Annotated in this window: 18 protein-coding genes, 1 tRNA gene and 3 pseudogenes; 15 read left to right on the top strand and 7 right to left on the bottom strand. The window is 55.4% G+C overall.

Annotated features, from left to right (window positions below):
• Positions 1-44: 44 nt before the first annotated feature.
• Complete coding sequence (locus HMPREF2565_RS05230; protein WP_070537901.1) at positions 45-644, bottom strand: hypothetical protein; 600 nt, start codon at positions 642-644, stop codon at positions 45-47.
• Positions 634-2,628: a glycosyltransferase family 2 protein gene (locus tag HMPREF2565_RS05225; protein WP_071406962.1), complete on the bottom strand. Its 1,995-nt coding sequence runs from the start codon at positions 2,626-2,628 to the stop codon at positions 634-636. The genes HMPREF2565_RS05230 and HMPREF2565_RS05225 overlap by 11 nt, the downstream gene beginning before the upstream one ends.
• A gap of 599 nt (positions 2,629-3,227) precedes the next feature.
• Between HMPREF2565_RS05225 and HMPREF2565_RS05220 the strand changes: the two genes are divergently transcribed.
• Entirely contained in the window at positions 3,228-5,024 is a 1,797-nt protein-coding gene (locus HMPREF2565_RS05220; protein ID WP_070537903.1) for a heparinase II/III domain-containing protein, read from the top strand.
• Here HMPREF2565_RS05220 and HMPREF2565_RS05215 read toward each other — a convergent pair.
• Complete coding sequence (locus HMPREF2565_RS05215; RefSeq protein WP_141745885.1) at positions 5,011-6,402, bottom strand: sialidase family protein; 1,392 nt, start codon at positions 6,400-6,402, stop codon at positions 5,011-5,013. The genes HMPREF2565_RS05220 and HMPREF2565_RS05215 overlap by 14 nt on opposite strands.
• 163 nt (positions 6,403-6,565) lie before the next feature.
• On the opposite strand from HMPREF2565_RS05215, the gene HMPREF2565_RS05210 reads away from it, so the two are divergent.
• Both HMPREF2565_RS05210 and HMPREF2565_RS13685 read left to right on the top strand, forming a co-directional pair.
• Complete coding sequence (locus HMPREF2565_RS05210) at positions 6,566-7,471, top strand: UTP--glucose-1-phosphate uridylyltransferase (RefSeq protein WP_070537905.1); 906 nt, start codon at positions 6,566-6,568, stop codon at positions 7,469-7,471.
• A 160-nt stretch (positions 7,472-7,631) separates the two neighbouring features.
• On the top strand, positions 7,632-8,537 hold the full coding sequence (locus tag HMPREF2565_RS13685) for a hypothetical protein (RefSeq protein ID WP_141741505.1): 906 nt from the start codon (positions 7,632-7,634) through the stop codon (positions 8,535-8,537).
• Here the strand turns inward: HMPREF2565_RS13685 and HMPREF2565_RS05200 are convergent.
• Positions 8,534-9,424 (bottom strand): DUF6492 family protein, encoded by an 891-nt coding sequence (locus HMPREF2565_RS05200; protein ID WP_070537909.1) that lies wholly within the window; start codon positions 9,422-9,424, stop codon positions 8,534-8,536. The genes HMPREF2565_RS13685 and HMPREF2565_RS05200 overlap by 4 nt on opposite strands.
• A 794-nt stretch (positions 9,425-10,218) precedes the next feature.
• On the opposite strand from HMPREF2565_RS05200, the gene HMPREF2565_RS05195 reads away from it, so the two are divergent.
• From HMPREF2565_RS05195 to HMPREF2565_RS05180, 3 genes are all read left to right on the top strand, one after another.
• Positions 10,219-10,521 carry an ABC transporter permease family protein gene (locus HMPREF2565_RS05195; protein ID WP_070537911.1) on the top strand — a complete coding sequence of 101 codons (303 nt, stop codon included), beginning with the start codon at positions 10,219-10,221 and terminating at the stop codon, positions 10,519-10,521.
• Positions 10,522-10,879: 358 nt separating this feature from the next.
• Positions 10,880-11,059: a hypothetical protein gene (locus HMPREF2565_RS13680; RefSeq protein WP_141741506.1), complete on the top strand. Its 180-nt coding sequence runs from the start codon at positions 10,880-10,882 to the stop codon at positions 11,057-11,059.
• Between the two features lie 16 nt (positions 11,060-11,075).
• A complete protein-coding gene (locus tag HMPREF2565_RS05180) occupies positions 11,076-11,660 on the top strand; it encodes a hypothetical protein (protein ID WP_070537917.1) in 585 nt (194 codons plus the stop codon).
• A gap of 49 nt (positions 11,661-11,709) precedes the next feature.
• On the opposite strand, the gene HMPREF2565_RS05175 is transcribed toward HMPREF2565_RS05180, so the two are convergent.
• Entirely contained in the window at positions 11,710-13,950 is a 2,241-nt protein-coding gene (locus tag HMPREF2565_RS05175) for an AAA family ATPase (RefSeq protein WP_071406960.1), read from the bottom strand.
• A gap of 258 nt (positions 13,951-14,208) precedes the next feature.
• Here HMPREF2565_RS05175 and HMPREF2565_RS05165 point away from each other — a divergent pair.
• From HMPREF2565_RS05165 to HMPREF2565_RS13675, 3 genes and pseudogenes are all read left to right on the top strand, one after another.
• Positions 14,209-15,435 (top strand): annotated as a pseudogene (locus tag HMPREF2565_RS05165) (IS3 family transposase).
• A gap of 162 nt (positions 15,436-15,597) precedes the next feature.
• Positions 15,598-15,671, top strand: a tRNA-Lys gene (locus HMPREF2565_RS05160).
• Between the two features lie 114 nt (positions 15,672-15,785).
• A complete protein-coding gene (locus tag HMPREF2565_RS13675; protein ID WP_246819116.1) occupies positions 15,786-16,271 on the top strand; it encodes an excalibur calcium-binding domain-containing protein in 486 nt (161 codons plus the stop codon).
• A 73-nt stretch (positions 16,272-16,344) separates the two neighbouring features.
• On the opposite strand, the gene HMPREF2565_RS13670 is transcribed toward HMPREF2565_RS13675, so the two are convergent.
• A complete protein-coding gene (locus tag HMPREF2565_RS13670; RefSeq protein ID WP_141741509.1) occupies positions 16,345-16,683 on the bottom strand; it encodes a hypothetical protein in 339 nt (112 codons plus the stop codon).
• A gap of 176 nt (positions 16,684-16,859) precedes the next feature.
• Between HMPREF2565_RS13670 and HMPREF2565_RS05150 the strand changes: the two genes are divergently transcribed.
• The 6 genes and pseudogenes from HMPREF2565_RS05150 (at position 16,860) to HMPREF2565_RS05125 (ending at position 21,235) form a co-directional block, all read left to right on the top strand.
• A complete protein-coding gene (locus HMPREF2565_RS05150; protein ID WP_070537923.1) occupies positions 16,860-17,387 on the top strand; it encodes a hypothetical protein in 528 nt (175 codons plus the stop codon).
• 67 nt (positions 17,388-17,454) lie between these two features.
• Positions 17,455-17,937, top strand: coding sequence for a helix-turn-helix domain-containing protein (locus tag HMPREF2565_RS05145; protein WP_070537925.1), 483 nt, complete (start codon positions 17,455-17,457; stop codon positions 17,935-17,937).
• Positions 17,930-18,349: a hypothetical protein gene (locus tag HMPREF2565_RS05140; protein ID WP_070754675.1), complete on the top strand. Its 420-nt coding sequence runs from the start codon at positions 17,930-17,932 to the stop codon at positions 18,347-18,349. Before HMPREF2565_RS05145 ends, HMPREF2565_RS05140 begins: the two co-directional genes overlap by 8 nt.
• Before the next feature lie 58 nt (positions 18,350-18,407).
• A pseudogene (locus HMPREF2565_RS13365) lies at positions 18,408-18,557 on the top strand (tryptophan-rich sensory protein); the annotation flags it as partial.
• 62 nt (positions 18,558-18,619) lie between these two features.
• Positions 18,620-19,512: pseudogene (locus HMPREF2565_RS14190) on the top strand (IS3 family transposase); the annotation flags it as partial.
• 961 nt (positions 19,513-20,473) lie between these two features.
• Entirely contained in the window at positions 20,474-21,235 is a 762-nt protein-coding gene (locus tag HMPREF2565_RS05125; protein ID WP_070670319.1) for an NYN domain-containing protein, read from the top strand.
• 392 nt (positions 21,236-21,627) lie between these two features.
• Here HMPREF2565_RS05125 and HMPREF2565_RS05120 read toward each other — a convergent pair whose 3' ends face one another.
• A complete protein-coding gene (locus HMPREF2565_RS05120; protein WP_083280872.1) occupies positions 21,628-21,978 on the bottom strand; it encodes a trypsin-like serine protease in 351 nt (116 codons plus the stop codon).
• Between the last annotated feature and the right edge of the window lie 213 nt (positions 21,979-22,191).

Genomic DNA, 22,191 nt, shown 5'->3' with positions numbered 1-22,191 from the left:
GCCGCTCCCCTCTGAGCTTTGCACAAGAGGGGAGCGAGTCGGGTTTATTGTTCGACTTCGAATCCCAAGCGAACGCTAGAGAGCAACGATGCTATTTCGCGCTCTCGGTCAGCTCCGATGTCTCCATGTACCCGAATCGTGTCAGCGTTCAGATTATCTGCGAACAGCACCGCAATTCCGATAAGCGGGGCGATATCTTGATCATCTTGTTGGAACACGAATGCGTTTGAGGAGACTGCGACTGAGTTATACCCGCGTACGGCACCTGACCACGAATGCGCAGGAAGGACCGCAATCGTGTCCTCCTTTAAACCGCTCATCGAGTCATGGCATTCAACTTTTCGAGTCCCAATAGGTAGACCTTTAGGATAAAACTCGAACGGAGCTGGACTCAGTCTCACGGGGCTCGCATCGGCGGCGATGACCTCACCCGTGTGAGGAGACATCCACCGTGGGACAGTGAACTCGCCGCCACACCAATTCCGAAAGACCAGGTAGAGTGCTACCGCTTCACGGTTGGGGTCGATGCCTTCGGGAAGTTCATCAACCAACAACTTTAGGCTAGGAGGAACCGAGTCATACTCGGAGAGCTCAGCCTCGTAGCCGGTACGATTTCCGGGTTCGCGGATGCGTTTAAATTTCATGATCTACCTCAAAAAAGTCGTCGCCCACAACGAAGGATCCTGCAGGACTATCTAGAGATGACATTTTTTCCGCAACTTGCTCCTTGGTACCAGCGAACGAGTCGTAGTGGCCCTCGGAATTGGGAACGAACAAGACGTAATCGATTTGAGTTGGTTGGTCTTGCAGAGCAGTAAGGATGCAACCAATCAAAGCCTCAAAAGTTGCGCCAGTAGCGGTGGAGCTGGTTTCGCTTACCTCGAAATCGATACCTGCCTGGCGCAACGACGCCATGTCGCTGTAACTAGCATCATTTATGAGGGATACAGCGAGTTCGCTTCCCTCGTTAGAGGACAGGGAATCATCAAGAACTGTGATGGTGGACGAGGCTGCTTGGCCGTCCCAGACTAAGCTAGGCAAAGTGGAGCTCGTGACCACCGTTCGCGTTGTCAGATGGTCCGGAAGATAGGGGCGGGCCTGATCCATCATGAGCTGTTTATCATCGATCTTCGGCCATTCCGGTGTTTTCTTGGAGAGCTCTTCAGCCTTCTTTCGCTCTGTACCGTCGTACTTCCAGCGTAGGAAATTCAGAGTTTCAGATGCTGCCCGAGTCTGATTGCCGGTGTCAGTATTCGTCACTTGGCCAGGGTGCATGCGGCGCAGAGTAACGGGCTTTCCCGTGTGCGTGATTTTATAGCCGGACCTCAGCATCCGGAGAAAAATGTTGTTATCGACGCCGCTTGAAAGCGTAGTATCGTATTTCACTTTCCTCAGGACATCAGTCTGTACCATCCACGTGCCATGGCCAGGCGCAGCTCCCTTAGGGATAGCCCGTTCGGCGGTAGGGTTCTTGCCTACAAATAGCTGCATGCTTCCGTCGGAATCTTCAAAATTAATAAAGCAACCGACATTACCAACTGAGCCAGCTTCAACACCCTCCAGCTGCCACTCTAGTCTCCTAGGATGCATTAGGTCATCGTCATCGATAACCGCTGTATAAAAGCCTCGACTTACTTGCGCTGCGTGATTTCGGGCAGCTGAGATGCCCTGGTTCTCTTGCCAGAAGTAACGAATCCGAGGGTCGTTGAAAGACTCAACGACTTGTCGGGTGTCGTCCGTGCCACCGTCATCGACAATGACTATTTCGAAGTCTTGGACGGTTTGGTTCAAAACAGAGAGAATCGTCTCACGGAGGAACTGGCTTCGGTTAAATGTGGAGATAGCCACCGTCACGATGGGCTTTTTATCGCCATTCCGGTATTTCCAGTGGCGAGTGTTTCGGATAAAGGTCTTATCGTTGTAAACGACGTTCCGATTGAATTGGACTGCTGCTTGGCCCAGTTCGGTTTGTGAGACGGTGTTGATGGTCGGCGGATGCCACATGTGATACATCCGAACGTCCGCATCATCGATCCAGAAAGTTCGATATCCGGCGCGGCGAGCTCGCTGGGCAAAATCGAGATCTTCTCCACCATAGGTGTGAAGACGTTCATCGAATCCTCGAATCAGATCAAAGCCTTCTCGGCGGATCGCCATCATGCCGCCCATACCCCAGCGTGGCCGTAAGCGGGATGCTCTTTCCATGGCGGACCAAGCTTGCGGGTTTTCGGATACCCACAAGTCATCCATACCTTCAGGTAGATCCCGGCATTGGAGGAAGAATGCCGCCTTTGGTTCTTGGTTAGCAATCTCGACGATTCGCTCGAAGGAGGTCGGGGTAAAGACCATGTCAGCGTCGGTTGAAACAAGAATGTCGCCTTGGGCGATGGAGAAACCCGCATTGAGTGCGCGGGATCTCGACCAATTCTCTTCGCCTTCCGAATATACGTATTTAGCGCCAACTCGTTCGGCGAGCCTTTCATTTTCAGTCCGATTAAGAGAACCGAAGTCTGAAAGAATTACCTCTCCATCGTATCGGCCAAATGACTCCTTGACCGACGTTAGAGCGAGCTCAAGCCTTCTCAGGCCCCAGTCTCGGAAACCGATGACAACAGATACATCAGTCATGAATTTCCTCCCCGAAAACGGTAACTACATTTGCACTTGACCACTGCCCGTAGGCAATGAGATTGAAATCGAATGAGGGGGCGGGAGAACTGGACTTTTTCCATTTAACGGGCTCGATGACCACTTCTCGGCACCCATCTGGCAATTCGAAAAAAGCTTGCGAGGAATGTTTGTGTGCCTCTACGGGTTCTGAGTATCGGTACAGAGAACCCAACCCTGAACTCCACGTCAACCTACTTTCGAGAGCGAAGTTCTCGGGGTCTGGTAGAGACGGAAACTGAACCTTATATGCGAAAAATCCGTGTTCGAGCGATTCATCGCTGTAGGCCAAAAGGGAACAAGCTCTAGCCTCGAAGGGTAATTTAAAACTTTTCTTCAACGATATTTCCTTACTTAACTGCCTAGGCCACTCCTTATTGTAGCGGGACGTGAATGGGTAGAGCAGTATGTCCTGATTTCTTGGACTAAAGGGAAGTACGTAGCTAAAGGGCTACATGAGAAAAACTGAGGTCGCCTAGGTTGGTAGGGTAATCCTCACTACGCGCAGAGGCGTGCAGGAGGTCGTTACCGGGTCTCCTGCCGGTGCGAAAGGAATTGTTATGTCTCTTTACTCTGGCCCGGACCGCGGACGCCCCATCGTCATTTCTGGTGGTTTAGGTCGCCTGAACACAATCTCCCGTGTTCTGGGAGGTGGGATCCGCATTCATAGTTATCCCGAGGTCCGCTTCAACTTGGACGATCCGTTTTGGCCTCAAATCGAGGAACTGAAACTGCACCCGACTGTGCGGTTCTACTTGCACTCGCTGAATTGGATCGACTTCATTGTGGATCGGGCAGCGGAAAGACCAGCGGCTGAATGGTCAGACGAGATCGAGTTAGGTGCAGAGTTTGCTTGGACAGTGGCGTCAAACTGGTGGGAGATGAACCACGCCACTCCCGAATGGAAGGATGATGAGCATGTGTGGGGAGGACACGCGGTCGCGATTAGAGCGGCATCTCTGAGCGCCCTCAGTGAAGTCTTCCCTGAAGACGAATGGCTGTACGAAGCTATTGCTTATCACGGGCAGTGGCTCATGGAGCATTTCGACGGCTACTGGAATCATGGGCTCTCTCAGGCTCTTGCGCTGCTCGTGGTGGGAGATAGGCTGGGCGATGAGTCGATGCTTTCTACCGGTTCTGAGCGCGCTGTAGCGTGCCTTGAGGTCATGATTGATGGTGAAGGTGCTGTCAACGAACAAGCACCGGAGTACTCGAACTACATTGAACGTTTACGTAAGACAGCTGTTGACGCTTTAGAAATGCTTGGGGCACCGGGTGCGGAGACGTTGCGTGCGAAGCAAAAGCCTCTGGAGGAATTTATTGCCCATTCCCTTACCCCGGCCGGAACATTTGTGGAAGTCGGTGATTCTATGCCTCGCCGTCCAGAGTTTGTTCGTGGAGGGGCACTGGAATTCGCGCTATCGAATGGTGCTGCTGGGGCTGAGATACCGCGAGTCAAGGTATATGAGGCGGGTTACATTTTTGGACGTTCGGGGTTTGGTCAGCGTAGGCCTAAGGAATTGGAGAGCTATTACACCCTGCGCTTCGGGCCGCCGCGGCAAATTCATGGGCATTTTGACCACCTGTCACTGACTTACTGGGATCGCGGAAGGAACATTATTGTTGATGCTGGCCACCCCGGTTATGTGAGGGGCCCATTCCGTTCCTATGCCCAGAGCCGTCTAGCTCATAATGTGCTTACTGTTCGTGGAAAGGAACACGACGCTGGAGCAGAGTCACGACTGGTGGATTACCAGATCGAGGAAACGTGGTCGGCGTTCGATCTTGAGGACACCGCTTGGGGAGGCCTTCACTGGAATCGCAGTGCGTGCTTCGTAGACTGTGGGCCCTTGGTGGTCTCAGACAGCCTTGAACCGACGCGCACTGTGGAGTACGCGGAGCAACGTTGGAATGTGGCCCCAGAGTTCGAATACGCGCGCTCGCAGTACGAGACAGTTCGTTTTCGCTCTGTTGTCGATGGAACCCAATTGGTGTTCATCCGCTACGGTATCGACGGCTCGCGCTACTTCGAGCCTACGGATACGAACCTCGCCCGAGGCGACCGTGAGGGACAGCGTGGACTTGTCTTCCGTAACGAGCAACCCACGGACACGTGGACTGTGGGTTTTGGACGTGCGAGCCGAGACTTTGGGTTGCTCACCGCGGTAGTGGTCGCCAAGCCGGAAGACAAGGTGGAGTACACCTTCAAAGAGAACGGGCCCGGCAAACGCGTACTGCGCATCGTTCGTGGGAGCCAGACCTTCCTCTTTGATTACGACGTCAAGTCCAAACGGGTTCGGGCTTTGTCCGCGCCCGTTGAACGAGGGTACGCGGACGGTGGGCTTACTCCGCGCTGATGCGCTCCGCCACCGTGCGGTTGATGCGCCAGTCAGCGCGGCCTTCGCTAAAGCCGGAGTAGTACAGCTCGAAGGAGAGGTCGTCCCCGCTACCGTGGGGGACTAGGGCGGATTTATAGAGGTTGGGGTAGCCGGACTCCTCGTGGGAGATGATCGGGGTGTCCGAGCGCTTCCAAGTGACACCGTCCTGAGAACGCAGAAGGTAGAGGTTACCTTGCTTGACCGTGCCCGGGATGATGTGGACGAGGCCGATGTATTCACCGTCGTACAGTTGGACGTCGATGTGCCACAGGCGCTGGCCTGACGTGAGGCCAGGGTCAAATGACACGGTGGTTGGTTCAGACCAGGTTTTGAGATCCGGGCTTTCGTAAAAGACCACGCGGTTAGGCACACCACCGCCGTTGGCTACACCGTAGAGGCGCCACTTTTCTCCCGTCCAGATGAGGGCTTGGGACATGAACTGAGGCTCACCGGTCCAGATCTCTTCTTTCTCAGACCAGTGCACACCATCTCTGGATTTCACTAGGTAGATTCGGTTGGTCTTTCCGTTCGGGCGATCGACCATGCGCCAGGTCATGTACATTTCGCCGCTGGGAGCTATGACGAGTTGGGTGTCGGAATTGTGCGGGTTAGGCTTGCCCAGCTGGTCATCGATGGGGTTAGTTAGCCCCTCGGGAACCTGCCAGGTCCAGCCGTCATTGGAGACGAGCACATTGGGATCCTCATCGCCTTCATCGCTGGCCGGGTACGGGGTCATTGCCATCCAGTACTTCCAACCGTTCCAACCATTCTCAAAGTAGAGGACTGAAGGGTGGGTGGCTTGACCGCTGCCTTCGTGCGTAGGCAAGGTGAGCTGCGGGCCGCGCGGAGCGGTCCACGCCCACAGTGGGTCTTGATCTTCGTTGGTGGTAAGTCGTTCCTTGATGCCGGCTACGTGCTGAGCAAAACCGGGGGAGGGCTCCACGGAGGTGACTGGGGCAGGAGCTGTGCTCGTGGTCGGTTCTGGCGAGGAGCTGGGTTCCTCCGTAGGTACCGGAGAGGTTGAAGGTTGGGAGGATTTAGGCGTGGAAGTAGGAGTGCTTGGAGTTGCCGCAGGAGTGGTGCTCGGTGCTGTGGGCGACGAGGAGCCGTTGGAAGAACCGACTCCGGGTAGTATGCCGGCGATGAGTGCCAAACCGCCAACGCCTGCTGCAAGCGCTACGAGTGCGGTAACGGCCTGCCGAACCTGTTCCTCATTGAACTGGGGAAAGGATGGTACCTGGAAGACCGGAAATTGCTGTGCCTGAGCAGGCGCTGGGGCAGAGACATGGCCGGTGACTAGTGAGGCGGTGAGAGCTAGGGCAACGAGTGCTTTACCGGTCCGCGGCGGGCGACGCATGAGAGACTCCTTTGAGCATGAGGACGAGATAAATCGAAGTTTAGTTTGTGGTGACGTGTGGGGCAGAAGAACCTGTGGACATCGACGAGTGCGTGCGCCGCTACATCCATTCCTTAGTAGGCTGAGGCCCTCTGCGGGGCTCCCGGTGCTTTAAGATTGGCCTATGGCTCATTCTACTTCCGTCCGCACCGTCGTTGTCCCAGCCGCTGGTATGGGTACTCGTTTCTTGCCCGCTACGAAGACTGTCCCTAAGGAATTGCTCCCAGTTGTGGATACTCCAGGCATTGAAATGATCGCGGAGGAAGCCGCGGCGGCGGGGGCATCGAGGCTGGCCATTGTGACGTCGCCAAGCAAGGACGAAGTCCTGCGCCACTTTGATGAGTTCCCGGACCTTGTGGAGATTCTGCGTGCGCGGGGCAAGGATGAGCAGGCGGCGAAGGTTGAGCGTGCCGCGGAGATCATTCACCCAGTTGCCGTAACCCAGGAAAAACCACTCGGATTGGGGCACGCAGTGGGATTGGCTGAATCTGTATTAGATGACGATGAAGACTACTTTGCTGTCATGCTTCCCGATGATGTCATTGAGCCGACTGTAGCCATGAGTGAAATGATTCAGGTGCGCCAGGAGCAGGGCGGTTCGGTGTTATTGGCGGTCGAAGTCGACCCCGTCCATGTCTCCAGTTACGGTGTGTTTGATATTGAGGATACTGGTGATGCCCGTGTGAAGAAGGTCGTGGGCATGGTGGAAAAGCCTGCGGTCGAGGATGCACCGTCGAACCTAGTGGCTACGGGCCGCTACCTGTTAGACCGCGCGATTTTCGACGCCCTCCGTCGCATCAAACCAGGCAAAGGCGGCGAGCTGCAGCTTACCGACGCCCTCGATCTGCTCATCTCCGAAGGCCATCCCGTCCACGTCGTTGTCCACGACGGCATTCGCCACGACCTTGGCAACCCGGCAGGATTCATTCCGGCCAGCGTGGAGTTTGGATTGCGCCACCCGAAATATGGTCCGAAATTGCTTGAGGACCTAGAAGCGCTTCTTGAGAAGTACCGGACGGAAAAGCGTTAAATTCTTAAACGACGAGGAACCGCAAAAATTCTACTCGACGTTTGACTGTTTCCTGCGTGGACTAGTACCGTTTCGACGTAGTTGGTAGGTGTTTTCCGGATAGGTGGAAGGGCTGCCTGTTTTTCGGTCATTGAAGTGCCCCGAGTTATAGAAGTTTCTTATGCTGTATTCTTTTCGCCTGGTGTCAGACGAATTAAAAAATTGGCACACAGTTCGACTTAATGACGGTCGCCGCATCTATGAGTTAATTGCCCGACCGGGCCAAAGCGAGCATGTTTACATGAACTTGCCTGTCTCAAGGCGACCCAAAATTGAGGTGCCGTTTCCGTGCACTGTCGAAGAATTAAGCTTCGGTGAAAGCGACTACATGAGCCCGGAGCAGACGCATTTGAACACCGCCCTCGATTCTGAGACCGGTATCCCATTTCGACGAGGAGCTCGGGGAGACCCCCGCCATCTAGTGGTAACCTTCCCGCATTTTAAAGGACAAGGTGGATGGCCAGCTCCGTACACCGTCCTCAATGCGGAATCCGTTGGCATCAATGATTGTGCTTTCCTCTCATTTCAGGATCCGCACTTCCATCTCGGGTCCTACCTGCTCTCTGACAATCATGGGCACGATCCAAAACCAAGTGTCGAGAGAACAATTCGTAACGAGCTCGAGAGATTTTCGCTCGACGATTCCTCCCTAACCATTCTTGGGGCAAGTAAAGGAGCTGCAACGGCAGTGATGATGAGCGAGTATTTCACCGCCAACCAGCTCATTGTCTGCTCGCTATCTACTAATCTTGATATCCCCATCAGAAAAAGCCGCTATTCCCACATTGGGGTCGCCCTCGATTATTACGGTGTGTCCTACCCGGACATGATGGAGTGTCTGCTCGCGGAGGCAGCGAAAAAGGAGACCCATTGGTTTTATGCGGTGGGAGACCACGCGTCCAACCAGGGAAACGAAAGTGCAACCGCCGATAGGCTCACGTCGTACCCGGTGGAGTCGGGGCATTCCCAAGTTTTGAGAGAAAGTATGACGACGATTAACCGAATTATTGGTGAAAGAATGGCCTAGTCGTACTGGAGAAACCACTCAGCATTCTCCCACGGGGAGAGCAGGTGACGGTGCCACATCGAGGCGATCATATCCTTCTGGCCATCAGTCAGCTGTGGTAGACGCTTTCGATGCAGGCCAAAGATCGGCACATTCCGATCACTGACTTCTTCTATGTATCTCTTGACTACCTCTGGATCTTGCGGCCATTTAGTAAACAAAGTCCGTACCGGCTGAGGCGCGTCGGTGTAGAGATCGTTGAAGCGATTCTGGATGAATGCGTAATAGAGAATGAACTCCGTCCCACCAGTTTTTCGCAAGGATTGGGGGAGAGCCGCGTCATATTTGGTTGTGAGAAAATCCCTCAACCCCCGCACTTCTCTGGTGTGCATGATGAACGGGGTGATCGACGGCATCATTACTTCCGGGTCTGCCGTGATGTTCCCTACCGCCGCCAGTGAATTTTTCACATATCCACGCCAAGTGTCGTTCGCTCGGACAATAGGCATGGCAGGCTTCCCGTCAGCCATGAAGTCTTCCGGCTTGGTAGGACGGGTGAAATGATTCTTGGCATCCAGCATCAGATACATGTCACTGTCGTAGTACCCGCCGAGCGCCAGCTTCAGCGCCTGCTGGTCGTAGTACCCGTCGCGCTCCGCGTCTCCAAGCAGATCTTTCCATCGAAGAAACTTAATCTTCTCCCGCAGATTGTCACTAAGCTTTGGAAAGACATCAGCCCGGAAGCAACTCTCTAGCTTGTCATCGTCCTGGCCGTTCAAAATGATGGTATATTCCGTGACCGAGCGTTGATCGTAGAGCCGGTCAAGCGAAAGAGCTTGAAGGGCCCCAAGGCGGTAGTCTCCCTCGAATACGATGCTGGCGATAGGAAAATTCTTAATGTCCACCATCAAACCGTATCATCCTCCTTGGCCTCACGGTTCCGTAGTAAGCGGTGTCTGCGAGTGTTCGCGCGTCCTTTTTGAATTGGTGTAATTATACGGCAATCACCTTGCCCCACCGGACCATCGTCACAGGTGCGCCCACCGCTATATCGCCCGGCAGTGGCCTACTTAATGCCAACTCCCCAGATGCGGAGGATGTGATCTCAGACCAATGTGTCAACCCATCCGATAACCTGATCCCTGAAACGTCGCCCTTGGCGATGCCTGTAGCAGATTGAATAGGAACGCTCGTAGCGCTGAGCGAAGCGGAGGTTTTGACCGTAGTGGATCGCCGATCGGTCACCACCCACGCCCCACCCGAGGCCATTACTCACACACCCAGACGCGCCAGCCCAGCCAGGGGGTTAGTATCTTGGGTCGGAACGCGGGACAGCCTACGTCTTATCAGATTTTGCAAGTGATCAGATAAGGGAGCGAGGGCGTACGCCAATACGTTGATGTAGGAAGAGGGAACACGAGCACTACCGGAGCGGAGAACGATGCGAATATATCCGAAATTTTCCAATGAAGTGGATGTTCGCTACGGCAACATTGGCGCGGTAAGTCAGCGCACCCATAGTCTCGTCCCAACCACCTCCCGTCGCGGTGTATTCAAACCCTGTAGGGCTGGTTACCTGGTTTCTATCTTTGTCGTAGAGGTAGAAGCGCCTAACCCCCGACGTGTCCACTTTCCGGGGTCAGGCGCAGCCCACCGACACGCCCTCGGGGGAGGTCCGCTCGACCACGGAGTTCCCCGGAGCGTGAGCGCCGCCGCGCATGTGCAGACGCTTAGCGACGACTACTTCGCGTCCCGCAACAAGTACTTCCTCCTGCTCACGGCATTTACCGTGGTGGTGGCGATCGTGCCCACGCTGACGATCTACGCGGCGATGTCCGTGATCACGGGCTCGCGGGTGCGGGAGACGAAGCTGGTGAGGGCGATTGGTGGGGCGTCGATAGGCATTCTGGCGGCGGCGGTTGTCGAGGCGAACGTGCTCGGCCCCCTCGGCGTCGCCCTTGGACTGCCCCCGGGGTCGCGGTGGCCGGCTCCGCGCCCGCGGTGACCGAGAAAATGAGGATCCGCTTCCCCCTCGACAACGCCGGGCTTCCCGCCACGTGGCTCGCCGCCATCGGGGCCGGCGCGCTTGCCGTCGAAAACGCGGAGGCCTCGGGACGCCGGGCGCTGCAGGGCTGGGTTCGTGGCGGCGGCGATCGTGTTCGCCGGCGCCGCGTTCGCGCTGCGCGGCGGGGGGAGTGATCCGGGCGGTCGCCTCGGCGGGCCTGGCGACGCTCACCGCCGGCGCCGCGCTCTCCGTCATCATCCCGCTGCTGCTCCGGGTACGCGTGCCCCTGCCGAGGCTGGGCCTGGCGCTGAGTTACGCGTCGCGGCAGTGGAACAGGTCGGCGTCGGTGATCGGGATCGTGACGGTCGCCGTTGCCCTCGTCGCCGCAGTACTCACGAGTTTTGAGCAGCTGCGCTCCCACTTCATCGGCCCAGCCAGCAAGCAGGGGCTTGTCGACGCCACCGTGACCTCCCTCACCGGCGACATCGACCCCGCCCTCGCTGACGTCCTGGTCGCGTCCCCGGGGCGTCGCGACTAGCCTGGTGCCACTGCGCGTGCCGGAGAGCTTCGCTGTTGACCCCGGCTCGCCGGTGCTGCGGCGGGGCGTTCAGTCGGGTTTCGGCAGCCTGGCGGAGGGCTCCACGTTGGACACTGAGCTACCCACGGTGAAAACCTCGAACTTGTTCACCGTTCTCGGCCCCGCCCTCGTCGCCGACGCCGTCGACGCGGCGCCGCGTCCCTCCGTCATGCTGCGGATGGAGGGCGCACCGGTGCAGGACCCGGCCGTGCTCGACGGGGGCGCCGCAGCCGCTGGAGCCGACGTGCCGGTGACGACGACCGAGTCATTCAGCCGCCGCGCCGTCACCGGCGCCATGGTCGAGCGCCTGCTCTCGATCACCCGGGTGATGAGCCTCATCGCCCTCGTCATCGCGCTGGTGGGCATTTCCAACACCGTCTTCCTCTTCTGGCGAAGGCGTCGCCGGGACCGCGCGCTGCTGAACACGCTCGGGCTGACGCCCCTGGGGAGCGCGGGCGTGATGGCGGTTGAGCTGCTGTTGTTCGCACGTCCGGCGGCGGGGACCGGGTGGCTTGTGAGGGAGTGTGCCGGCGGGTTTATTGCCGGGGTTGCCGTGGAGTAAGGGGTTGGGGAAATCGCACGCCATGAAAAATCCCCAGCATTCCTCAACGCTACCTCTCGACCGCTTCGGGCCGTACAGATCTACTCATCATCATCTTGTAGTGTTCTTGATGCCCCGTCTTTTCGAATATTGCTTTAAAGGCGTCGAGCCAAACTTTGCAGGATTCGGAAGCGATGTTGAAGTCATCGGACATAATGACGTCATGCGAGCCACTATGCGACCACGCTGTCAAAGAATGATGGACTATCTTTTCGTCGTGCGTCCAGCCATTAGCTAGATCATACAAGTTATCCTCACCGCCGAGCGTCGTGAAATAACTCTCAAGAATTCGACGAAGTATGTTGGGGAGCCACCCGGGGGTAGTTTGTTCCTTGCCCTCTAGATTTGCAACTTCCGCCCACAATTCTTGGTACGAGGTGCGGACTGGATTCGTATCGGCAAAATATTCGATCTGGTTTGGCTGTGGTGCCAGCTTCTTAATCTTATGGTGGCTGACGGCTTGGGGGCCACAGCGGTCGAGACGATAAGCGACTTCGTTATGGAAGCGCGGATTGTGAGTTAACACTATCGCTTGATCCAATCGGGGATGAGTCCCTGATCGAATCTTCCCAAGCAGGGACCGGATTAGGCTTGAAACCACGAACATAATCGAATAATCCAAACTGGAGATTGGATCGTCGATAACGGCCACCAGTCTTTCTGTTTGATCGTCGGTCGCGACAGCGGAAAGGGACTGATAGAAGTATAAGAAGGTAATAAAAGTGCGCTCTCCTTCGCTGAGAGTTAGTGGATCCGCTCTGGATCCATCGACACGTACGACGGTATAGCCATCTTGTTTCGAATCCGATCTATCGAGCCGAAAGCTGTGAAATTGGCAGCGCTCGAGCATGCTGTTGATTTTGGCGATAGTTGATTCGCTCGAAACTGTTCGTGCTTCCAGCTTGCGCAACTCCGTTGCCCGTGTCCCAACCGTAGCTTTGTCCTGTCGGATGCTTTCGGTGAGTTTGCCAATTGCCTTTTCGAGCGGTGCCGATTTTGTGTGAAAGGCCTTCAGCGTCTCGAACGCAGTTCCGTTCGCGAAGCCGGCCCATACTTCGTCGAGCCAAGTATCTTGTTCCGTTCTGCGCCTCGAGAGGAGAGTGTTCTGTCGTTCCATTTGATCGATACGTTTTTCGACGGATTCCAGGAATAAAGTAATGACCGGGCGGGGGTCGACTGCCTCTAAAGGACGGCTGGGTTCGAGAATTTTCTGGTCAACGAGCGAGATTAGGTCAGCTAGCGCACCGGTCAAGGAAGCACATCGGGATTGGTATTCGCTACTTTCTCCCACGGAAGCGAAAGAGGCACTGTGCGTATCGATATATTCCGAAATGCTCTGTGAGAGTGCAGTGATTTCTCGTTGGAGGTCTGTGAGTTTCCGTTTACTAGTGGTGTAGTGGGTGTCGAAAACCTGATCGAGGATCAGTTCGAAACCTTCCGGAAGTGCTTGCTGACAGAAAGGACACCGATCCTCTCCCGATAGATGCATTTGATTCACGTAGTTCGACCCTGTTGCCACCCAGTCTGATAGATCGAAATCCTTAATTATCTGCATAAACGGGACTTCTTTAGCTGGTATGAGAGGTTTCCGAAGTAGATCTAGGAGTTCGGTGAACATCTCGAGGTTGCTTGCGTCATCCGACCATGGCCCAGGCCTCGGAGGAATCGTGAAGGGTAAAGCGTTGGAATCGAACAGCAATTCCGCCTTTTCAGCCAAATCTGTCCATGACGGTTCGGTCTGTTCCGCGGTGTACGCGTCTAGTGAATTTGCCCAGAGGCGGTCTACCCGTTTACTTCCTCTCCAATTGTCACGGATCGATTTTGGCAGAGTATTTCGTAAATCTTTAAGTGATGCTTGAGTTGCCGCTTTGAGATCCTTGAGCTCCTTTTCTTTTGTGGCTAGGGTATTTGTGTGTTGGGTTTTGCGATCTTCGGCCTTTCTTAGGTCGCTACGGGCCTGGCTGATCTGCTGGTCCAATTCAATGCTGTTGCGTCCAAGTAGGAACACCCCGTTGAGCTCAGAAGTCGCAAATGTCTCCCTTTGGTAATCGGAATTAAAGATTCGAAGAGTCTTTGGTTCGCCGCTCCAGTGGGCCGAATCGGGAGAGCTGGAGAGGTTTGCTAAGAACCGGGTAATAGACGTTTTTCCGGATCCGTTTGGAGCAAAGATGAAGCTGTTCGGCCTGAGGTGATTAAGCGTCGCATCCGGAGCGAAGCAGTGAATTTTCCCTACATCTAAAGCGTTCAGCATGTCGCCTAATCCTTGGTTGGCGTGGGTGGACAATTTGTTAAAATTAGTTTAGCGATTCAATACAGCGAAAGGGTGGTGTTTTGACTGCGCTTCATTTCGGAATGCGACAATCGCTGTATCTCTAGCGAGATACGTGGCTCGATATCTCTCCTTTTGCCAGTCTGATCGGAGGTCGAACGTGGCGCCCTTGGGCCATTGACAAGCTACTGAAGTGTCCTGGGTTTAGTTCCTACCTCAGGTAAGGATGGATGAGGCGCTATGCCCAGAAAGTATTCCGTCGAGTTCAAGGAGAAGGCGGTCCATCAGATCATCGAAATGGTCCGCCTGGAGTCTTGCTCACTGCAACGCGCCTACACGCAGGTCGGTGAGCTGCGTGGAGTATCTCACCACACGTTGCGGGCGTGGTACCGCGACAGCGCCTCCACACGAGACAGCCGCGAAGCGCCGGATCACGAAACAATGGAAAAAGAGCTCAAGCGTTTGCGCCGAGAGAACCGGGAGCTGAAACGAGCAAACGGGATTCTCAAGACTGCTTCCGCTTTTTTCGCAGCGGAACTCGACCGACCCACGACCAAATGATCTCCTACATCGACGCATATAAAGATCAGTTTGGGGCCCGGGGCCATCTGCCGAGTCCTAAAACAAGCAGATCGTGGATTCATCACCTCACGCGGCTACCGTAAAGCCACCACACGTGCTCCCAGCGCAAGAGCCTTAAGCGATAGCCTGCTCATCCCAGAGATACAGCGTGTGCACGCGGAGAATTTCTCGGTCTACGGCATCCGCAAAATGTGGCACGCGATGAACCGTGAAAGCCTTCATATCGGCCGCGACAAGACTGCACGACTAATGAAACTCGCAGGCGTTTCCGGCCGCAGACGTGGGCGAACCCCCGTGACAACGATTAGCCCGAAGACGCCGGATCATCGCCCAGACCTTGTACAGCGAGACTTTCGTGCACAAGCGCCAGGCAGGCTTTGGGTTGCCGACATTACTCACGTTCGCACCCTGTCAGGATTCGCCTATACCGCGTTTGTCGTGGATGTCTTCAGCCGAAAAATTGTTGGTGTTGCTACACGCTCGACGATGCGCACCGACGCGCTGCCGATGGAGGCTTTGGAGCATGCGTTAACGACTGCAGGGCGAATCCATGGAAACCAGCTGATTCAGCATAGCGATCGGGGCAGCCAGTATGTGTCACTGAAATATTCCACCGCACTAGCGGAATCCGGAATACGGCCGAGTGTCGGAACGGTCAAAGATTCTTATGACAACGCTCTCGCCGAAACAGTCAACGAACTCTACAAAGCTGAACTCATTCACGCCCAGGGCCCGTGGACGTCAGTCGGAGAAGTCGAATTGGCCACCTTGCGGTGGGTGCATTGGTGGAACACCAATCGGCTTCATGAAGCTTTGGACTACGCCACCCCACAGGAAGTAGAAACCGAGCACTATCTCACCGAGCCCATCAACACGGGGCCGTAAAAGAAGCGGAACTAAACCCAGGACGCTTCAATTCGGCTTAAACAATGCCTTAAGACGGGGGATTCAATTCTGGGATTTTATAACGGGCAGGCAGTTTAAGGGTCGCTTGGGGGTGTCTTAAACCGTGCATGTATTCGAAAAGCGCACCGTCTAGTGTAAATAGAGGCTATAGCTCAGTCGGTTTGGGCCGCGGACTTTTAATCCGCTGGTCCCGGGTTTGAGCCCCGGTGGCCCCCTCTTTGGGGAATCTCATCACAAAGTGCCAGCACACAGGGTGAACCTTTGTAATATGAAGCAGTCTTAATTCTTCTCTTTCGGAGGTTCTCCCGATGTCTCGCTCTCTTGGTTTGATGGTAACTACTCTGGGCGCTGCCGCACTACTTGTAGGCTGCGGCGGAGCCGACTCAGATTTTCAGCCTACGTCGGAGCCAACAACAACGGCGACGACATCGCAAACCACCACTTCCTCCTCTAGCTCGGCTACTTCCTCGACTTCTTCTGTCCAGCCTTCTGAAGAAATCCCATTGCCGACGGAACCGGAAGTAAGTCCGGCTCAGGTAACGGAAGAAACCGCCCACCAGCAAGCAGGATTCATGGCGCCGCCAGCAGACGTCGATGCCGATGTAGACCCTGATGTAGATGCCTACGTTGAACAGCCGGCACCGGAAGTGCCAGTTGTTGAGGAACAGCAGGCTCCGGCGCCGGCGCCAGCTGCTGCGTACTATGCAAATTGCGCTGCAGTACGTGCTGCTGGTGCAGCCCCGATCTATGCGGGAGACCCTGGCTACAGCTCCGATCTCGATCGTGATGGTGACGGCGTAGCTTGTGAAAACTAGCTAATCAGTAACTGTTAAGGAGAGGACATTTGCGCGGCGTCGCCAAGCATGTGCCCTTTCTTGTCGCGCCTGCCTAGTCGATAAACAGTGGCAGCGGGTACGCCATGCCTATGCTCCAGACAAGGTGGAGGAGATGAGGTTGCCGGCGCGGCGGGCTTCGAGTGCGGCGATGCCGCCGATGAGTACGGATGCCACGAGCAGTAGGGGGAATGCCCATGGTGGCGGTCACGGCGATGTAGAGGCCTACCGAACCAGCCGGCGCCTGGGAGGAAAAGAACAGTCCGATGGCACCCAAGATTGCAGGTAGAACTACCCGCCAGAGAATCGGCAGGCGTGGGCGGTGGCATCGACGTGCGGCATGAAGGCCTTTCACAGTGGGGAAATCAAAGAGAGGCTCGACGCGGGAGGTCATAATTTAGTGTAATCGCGTACTGTCGAAAGTATTGACAACATCGCACTCGCCGACGCGTGCCGGGGTCAGGAGAAAACATGAATAACGATACCGCTGTGCAGGCACGGCTGGAGCTTGTCACGGCGGAAGGTGAGATTTGAAGGGCATATCTGCGTAGGGGAGTTCGGGAGGAACTAGTGGATGATTTCGAGTTTCCGGAGATGCCTCACGTGTATCTGCCGGCAGTCAATGCGGACGAGGGGCTGACGCGTTGGGAGTTTCTGCCGGGGGCGTTGGATGAGTTCCAGAATCTTGAGGGTATCGATGAAGATGCTTTTCTCGAGATGCAACAACTTTTGCTGCGTTGGGGCGAACGTGGTGCCCGAGAGGATGACGTTGCATTGGTGGAGCCATCGGGCAGGAGGGTTCTCAATGAAATTCTGAACCCGCCATGGTTAGGCGAGTTGAAAGGGTGGGGAACTGGTGGAAATGGCGAGGACCGTCATTTTCGACTGTACTTCCTCGATATTTCTTCGAGGCCGGGTGAACCGGCCCACCAGATGCTTGTGAGCTTGTGTAAAGAAAAGCGGATCTTTGATAACACGCGTCAGGGGGTTCGTAAGACTAACGAGGCGCAGGATCGAGACATTTTGCTGGCTATGCGTCTAGGTAAGCAATGGTGTCAGAAAAATCGGGTCACTTTTCGGCCATGGCCGCCGAAATAGGGATGTGCATTAAAATGCACATAGCTTATGATGGGATGGAACATAGGAAAGCAGGGGTGAATTGATAATGGCGAAGTTAACGATCAAGCCGAAGGATGCGTTGCCCGGGGACCTCATCGGGTCGCAAATGGACCTCATTGAGCAACTCGTGGAGTTTCGAAAGCTGCGAGGCATGACGCAAAGCGAGGTGGCATCGCGCATGGGTGTCGACCGCTCTGTTGTCACCAAGTTTGAATCATTGGTGGGACTTGGGAAGAAGAACCACACAATGAAGATGATTCGAGCGTACGCAAACGCCGTTGAAGCGTATGTGGCGCACGTTGTAGTAGATGGTCGTATCCAGCACGGAAGTGCTCCCTATGCCGAGCTTAAAGAAGAAATTGCTCGGCGGATTACCGCTTTGGCAAACGCGAATGAGGCTCACGAACAATTCCCAGAGGCTGGCCGTGGTCAGCTGGGAACGGACTTTGTATTCGCTGCCCCGGTAGAGTCCGCTGAAACAGGAGTACTGCAGCAGATGGACTACACAATGGAGGGGACTCTTGTCTAAAGAACAACGGGCTGGCTATGCGACGTGGCAGTTGCTTCGTGCTGAGGGGCAGCGCATCGGGGAACAACAGTCGAAGGATGTAGTGCAAACGAAAGGCCAAGTATCTTTCCAGGTTTCGCAAGGTCAGACTCGTGAGACTCTGGTGCTTGAAGTTCGCATTGATGTTGACGTGCCGGAGCGCGCGAAGTTGGCGCTGGCCCTGCGTGGTAACTGGCCAAAGCCGGAACATAAAGAGTTAACGCCGGAAGAATTGGCTCAGCTTCTCTTGGGCTACAAGCTTGATGAGCTCGTTGCTGTGGTCAATTACGAATTGCAAAACCTAGCGCCTAAGTTTGGCGTGTCAGCACCCTCGATTCCGCAAGAGCAATTGGAAGCCCTACGCCAAGACGCTGCGGACAAGGAAACGGAGTAGTCCGTGCCGTTCCTTGGGATAAGGCGGATGGCCTTTCCAAGCGCGCAAGCATGCCGCGGCTCTCGGTGCGAACCTCGCATTGAACGCCGGCTGGAGCGGCCTCTTCTTCCGCTCGAAGCATAAGAGACTGGCCACCGCTTGGGCCGGAGCCCTAGGCGCAAGCTCCGCGGACCTCGTGCGCCGCGCCTGGAAGTCTGACCGGACCTGACCCCCTGGTGGTGGACACGCTGAAACCAGCATCTCGCTGGGGAAGTGAGGTACCTTTCCACCATGCCACGCAAGACCTACACCGAGCAGTTCAAGCGCGACGCAGTCTCGTTGTACGAGTCGACCCCCGGAGCAACGCTCAACGCGATCGCCTCCGATCTCGGGGTCAACCGCAACTCCCTGCGCACCTGGCTCGACGCCTTCGGCACCGGCACCAAAACCAACGCCAACGGTGAAAAAGTCGCCAGCCCCATTGCCGCAGCCAACAGCGCACGCACGCCTGCTGAAGGACTCTCCGACGCCGAACGCATCCGCGTGCTGGAACGCGAAAACGCCAAGCTCCGGGAGGAGCGAGAGATCCTCCGCAAGGCGGCCAAATATTTTGCGGAAGAGACGAACTGATAAACCGCTTCCGGTTCGTTGATGACAACCGAGGCCTCTACGAGGTCAAGCGGTTATGTGAGGTTTTTAAAGATCAACCGGTCCTCGTATTACAAATGGAAATCTGCTGCTCCTGCCCGCCGGCGACGCGCCCTTGACGACGCGGTGCTGGGAGCGAGGATCAAGGCCGTGTTCACGGCCGAGAACGGCTGTTACGGGGCGAAACGCGTGACGGCGGCCATTAACTCCGATCCAGCCAACGACGACCTTTTCAATCACAAGCGCATTGCCAGGTTGATGCGCCAGATGGGCCTGTTCGGCTACACCAAAAACGCCGGGTGATAACCACCGTGTCTGCGAAACGGGCTCCGAAGTTGCCCGACCTGCTGAAACGCCGGTTCACCGCGGAGAAGCCGAACACCATCTACGTCGGCGATATCACGTACCTGCCGATCGCGGACGGGTCGAATATGTACCTGGCAACCGTCATCGACTGCTATTGGCGGCAGTTGACCGGTTTCGCGGTCGCTGACCACATGCGCACGGAGTTGGTCGAAGAAGCCCTCACGATGGCGGGCCTGAACCCCGGAAAGTAGACATGTCGGCGGCTAGCTATGTTTTGGGATAGCGTAGCTAATGTGAGTGCTTCGAAGTCATCCGGGGAGGCTAGAAGATTGCAGTAGGAGTGTCGTCTGCGCGAGTTGTAGCGCAAGCACTTTCGGGAGAATTCTTGGCGGCAGGTGATGGGGATTCTCAAAGACTTTCCGGTTACGCAGGAATTTACGCTTTAAGGCGACATCAAATGATCTTACCAGGGCTTTATCGGCACTCGTTCCCACCGCGCCCAGGGACTGGCGTGCACCAAGTACGGCGCATTGGTCTTAACCCTGGACAGGATCAACGACTGGAATCAGACACACTTTTGTTACTTAGCCCTGACCTGCAAAGGGTGAAAGGATTCTTTGCGTGCGGTAGCGTTCGTTTGGGAACACTCGTGACCTTCATCTATCCCTCATCCGGCCTACTTGTACGTAGTTTATCCCTCTAAAGGCTCCGATCAGCACGGCGAGATTGACCTCTTATGGCGCCATGCTCTCCACTACAGGCTGCGGCGTCACCATTCTCGGCACCACCTATCGTTCATTTCTCAACACTAATGCCTTATGGCTCGAGCGAGGTCAGGCTTGGTCAGGATTGACTTGTGATGTGATGTCAGCTTCGAGCCAGGTCGATCGATAAGTTACGAGCACGCCGGTCTTCTCGATGCGCTGAAGTCTGGCTGTTTTACCGTCCATTAATGGAGCAGTTATATCCCCCGGAATTTTAATATGGACTGACCGTTCTCGCTCCCCGACAGCCTCGCTCCCATGTCGTAGAGCATTCTTTGAGCATCTCGTCGAACCACAGGACGGAACGAATATTGACTTTGACGAGGGAACCTGTGATATTATCGACTTACTGGGCCTAGCCGTTGACCCTCCACCGATAAGGAGAGCGCCGATGACTGGGCCCCAACTAGTTCTTCAGAAGGTTAAAATGGGAAAGCACTCTTCAGGGAAATCGGCTAATGATTTCCCTCGGCGACCAATTGTCACGGCCATATTGGTAGACGGAGGGTTTTACAGACACCGTGCGCGAGTTCTCTTCGGCGAGAAAAATCCGCGAGATCGAGCAAACGAACTTTTAGGGTATTGCCATAGGCACATACGGGAGTCCGGAAGCAGTCTCTATAGAATCTTCTACTACGACTGCAAGCCTTCATCGAAGGTGCTGTTTCATCCGCTAACGCAGACACAGAAGAACCTCGGAAAAACTGAGGAATACCGCTGGATGATAGACTTTCTAGAAGAAATCGTAAAGAAGCGAAAAGTCGCTTTACGCCGAGGCGAAGAACTTGAAACCCAAAATGGGTACACCCTTAAATCTAGGCCGCTAAAGAGGCTCTGTCGCGGGGAAATTGAAGTTTCAGATCTGACTGAGCGAGACTTCTCACTGGATATCACTCAGAAGGGAGTAGATATGCGGATAGGCTTGGATATAGCTTCCCTGGCAGAACGCGGACTTGTGAATCAAATCATCATGATTTCAGGTGATAGCGATTTCGTCCCCGCAGCTAAGCATGCGCGTAGGTCAGGAATCGATTTCATATTAGACCCGCTCTGGGCCTCAGTCTCTGAGAGCTTAAATGAACATGTTGATGGTGTCCGTGAGTGCGTTCTCAAACCACCCAAGAATCAAGACGATCCTTTATATGGAACTACTCCGGAACAAACCGCTGAGGTTGACGAAGAACTATAGCTCAATAGCCTCGATTCACCACTGGGTCTAGTTCTTCGCGTCTTGCGCAGCGCGGCAGCAGTCATACTCGAACGTCGGCCCACCGCGCCGTTAAGATGTATCTGGAAGTTCTGCTTCTCGCAAGATGGCCCCACCGGAGTCCATGTCAAAAAGCGTATGAACCCCCTCGTTCTAACCTGCCCGCCGCAGTTGTAGACCGGACCTTAACGGCGATCTTTTCCGCGAACTCCCAAATCGCGCCTCGAATAAGAGGAGCGCAAACATCAAAATCGACTGCTGTCGGGAACTGACCCCCGGGGGAAGCTCGCGCAGTGGGTCTGGAGGCGTTAGACGCCCGCCGTATCGCGAGTCCGGTCGCGGTAATACTTGAGGTATACGGTTTAGGGGTCAAATCACACGAAGCGGGAGCCCATGACGTCGATGGCGATGAGCTCGCCGTCCTTGGTGAACACCGGTCCGCTGGAGTCGCCGTGGTTGGAGCTGCCCGTGATGCCGTGCATGGTGGTGACCTCGCCGGCATTGATGTTGTCGCGCTGGGCGATGACCTTCATACGTGCCATTTGTAGCCAGTCCACGTCTTCGTCCTTGAAGCCCTTGCCGAAGCCGTAGAAGTCGGCTTCCTCACCGTCGTGGTACTGATGGCCGTCCGCGACCTTGGCGTACTTGTCGAGCTCCTTCGGTATTTCGAGGTGCAGCAAGGCGAGATCGGACTTGGGGCCCTTCTCAAAACGGTCGACGTCGATGGACGGTTTGAAGTGCCCCGAGTTTTGTTCTTAGGCATTTGCCTTGATTTCTATTATTTCCGGTGGCGGGATCAGCTTCCAAAAGGTCAAGTCTGCGTCCGTGGTTCGGGTGGTTGCCCGCATCCATGTGTCGTTTTCATCCTAAGCCTCATCTCAGCAGACGCTGGTAGCGTTTCGCACATACTGAGGTTACCCTCGTTTAGTGGACACCCT

It is taken from the genome of Corynebacterium sp. HMSC072A04, from assembly GCF_001809235.1.
Taxonomy (GTDB): domain Bacteria; phylum Actinomycetota; class Actinomycetes; order Mycobacteriales; family Mycobacteriaceae; genus Corynebacterium; species Corynebacterium hiratae.
The sequence above is the reverse complement of the archived record's forward strand: the minus strand, read 5'-3'. Positions and strand labels throughout refer to the sequence as shown.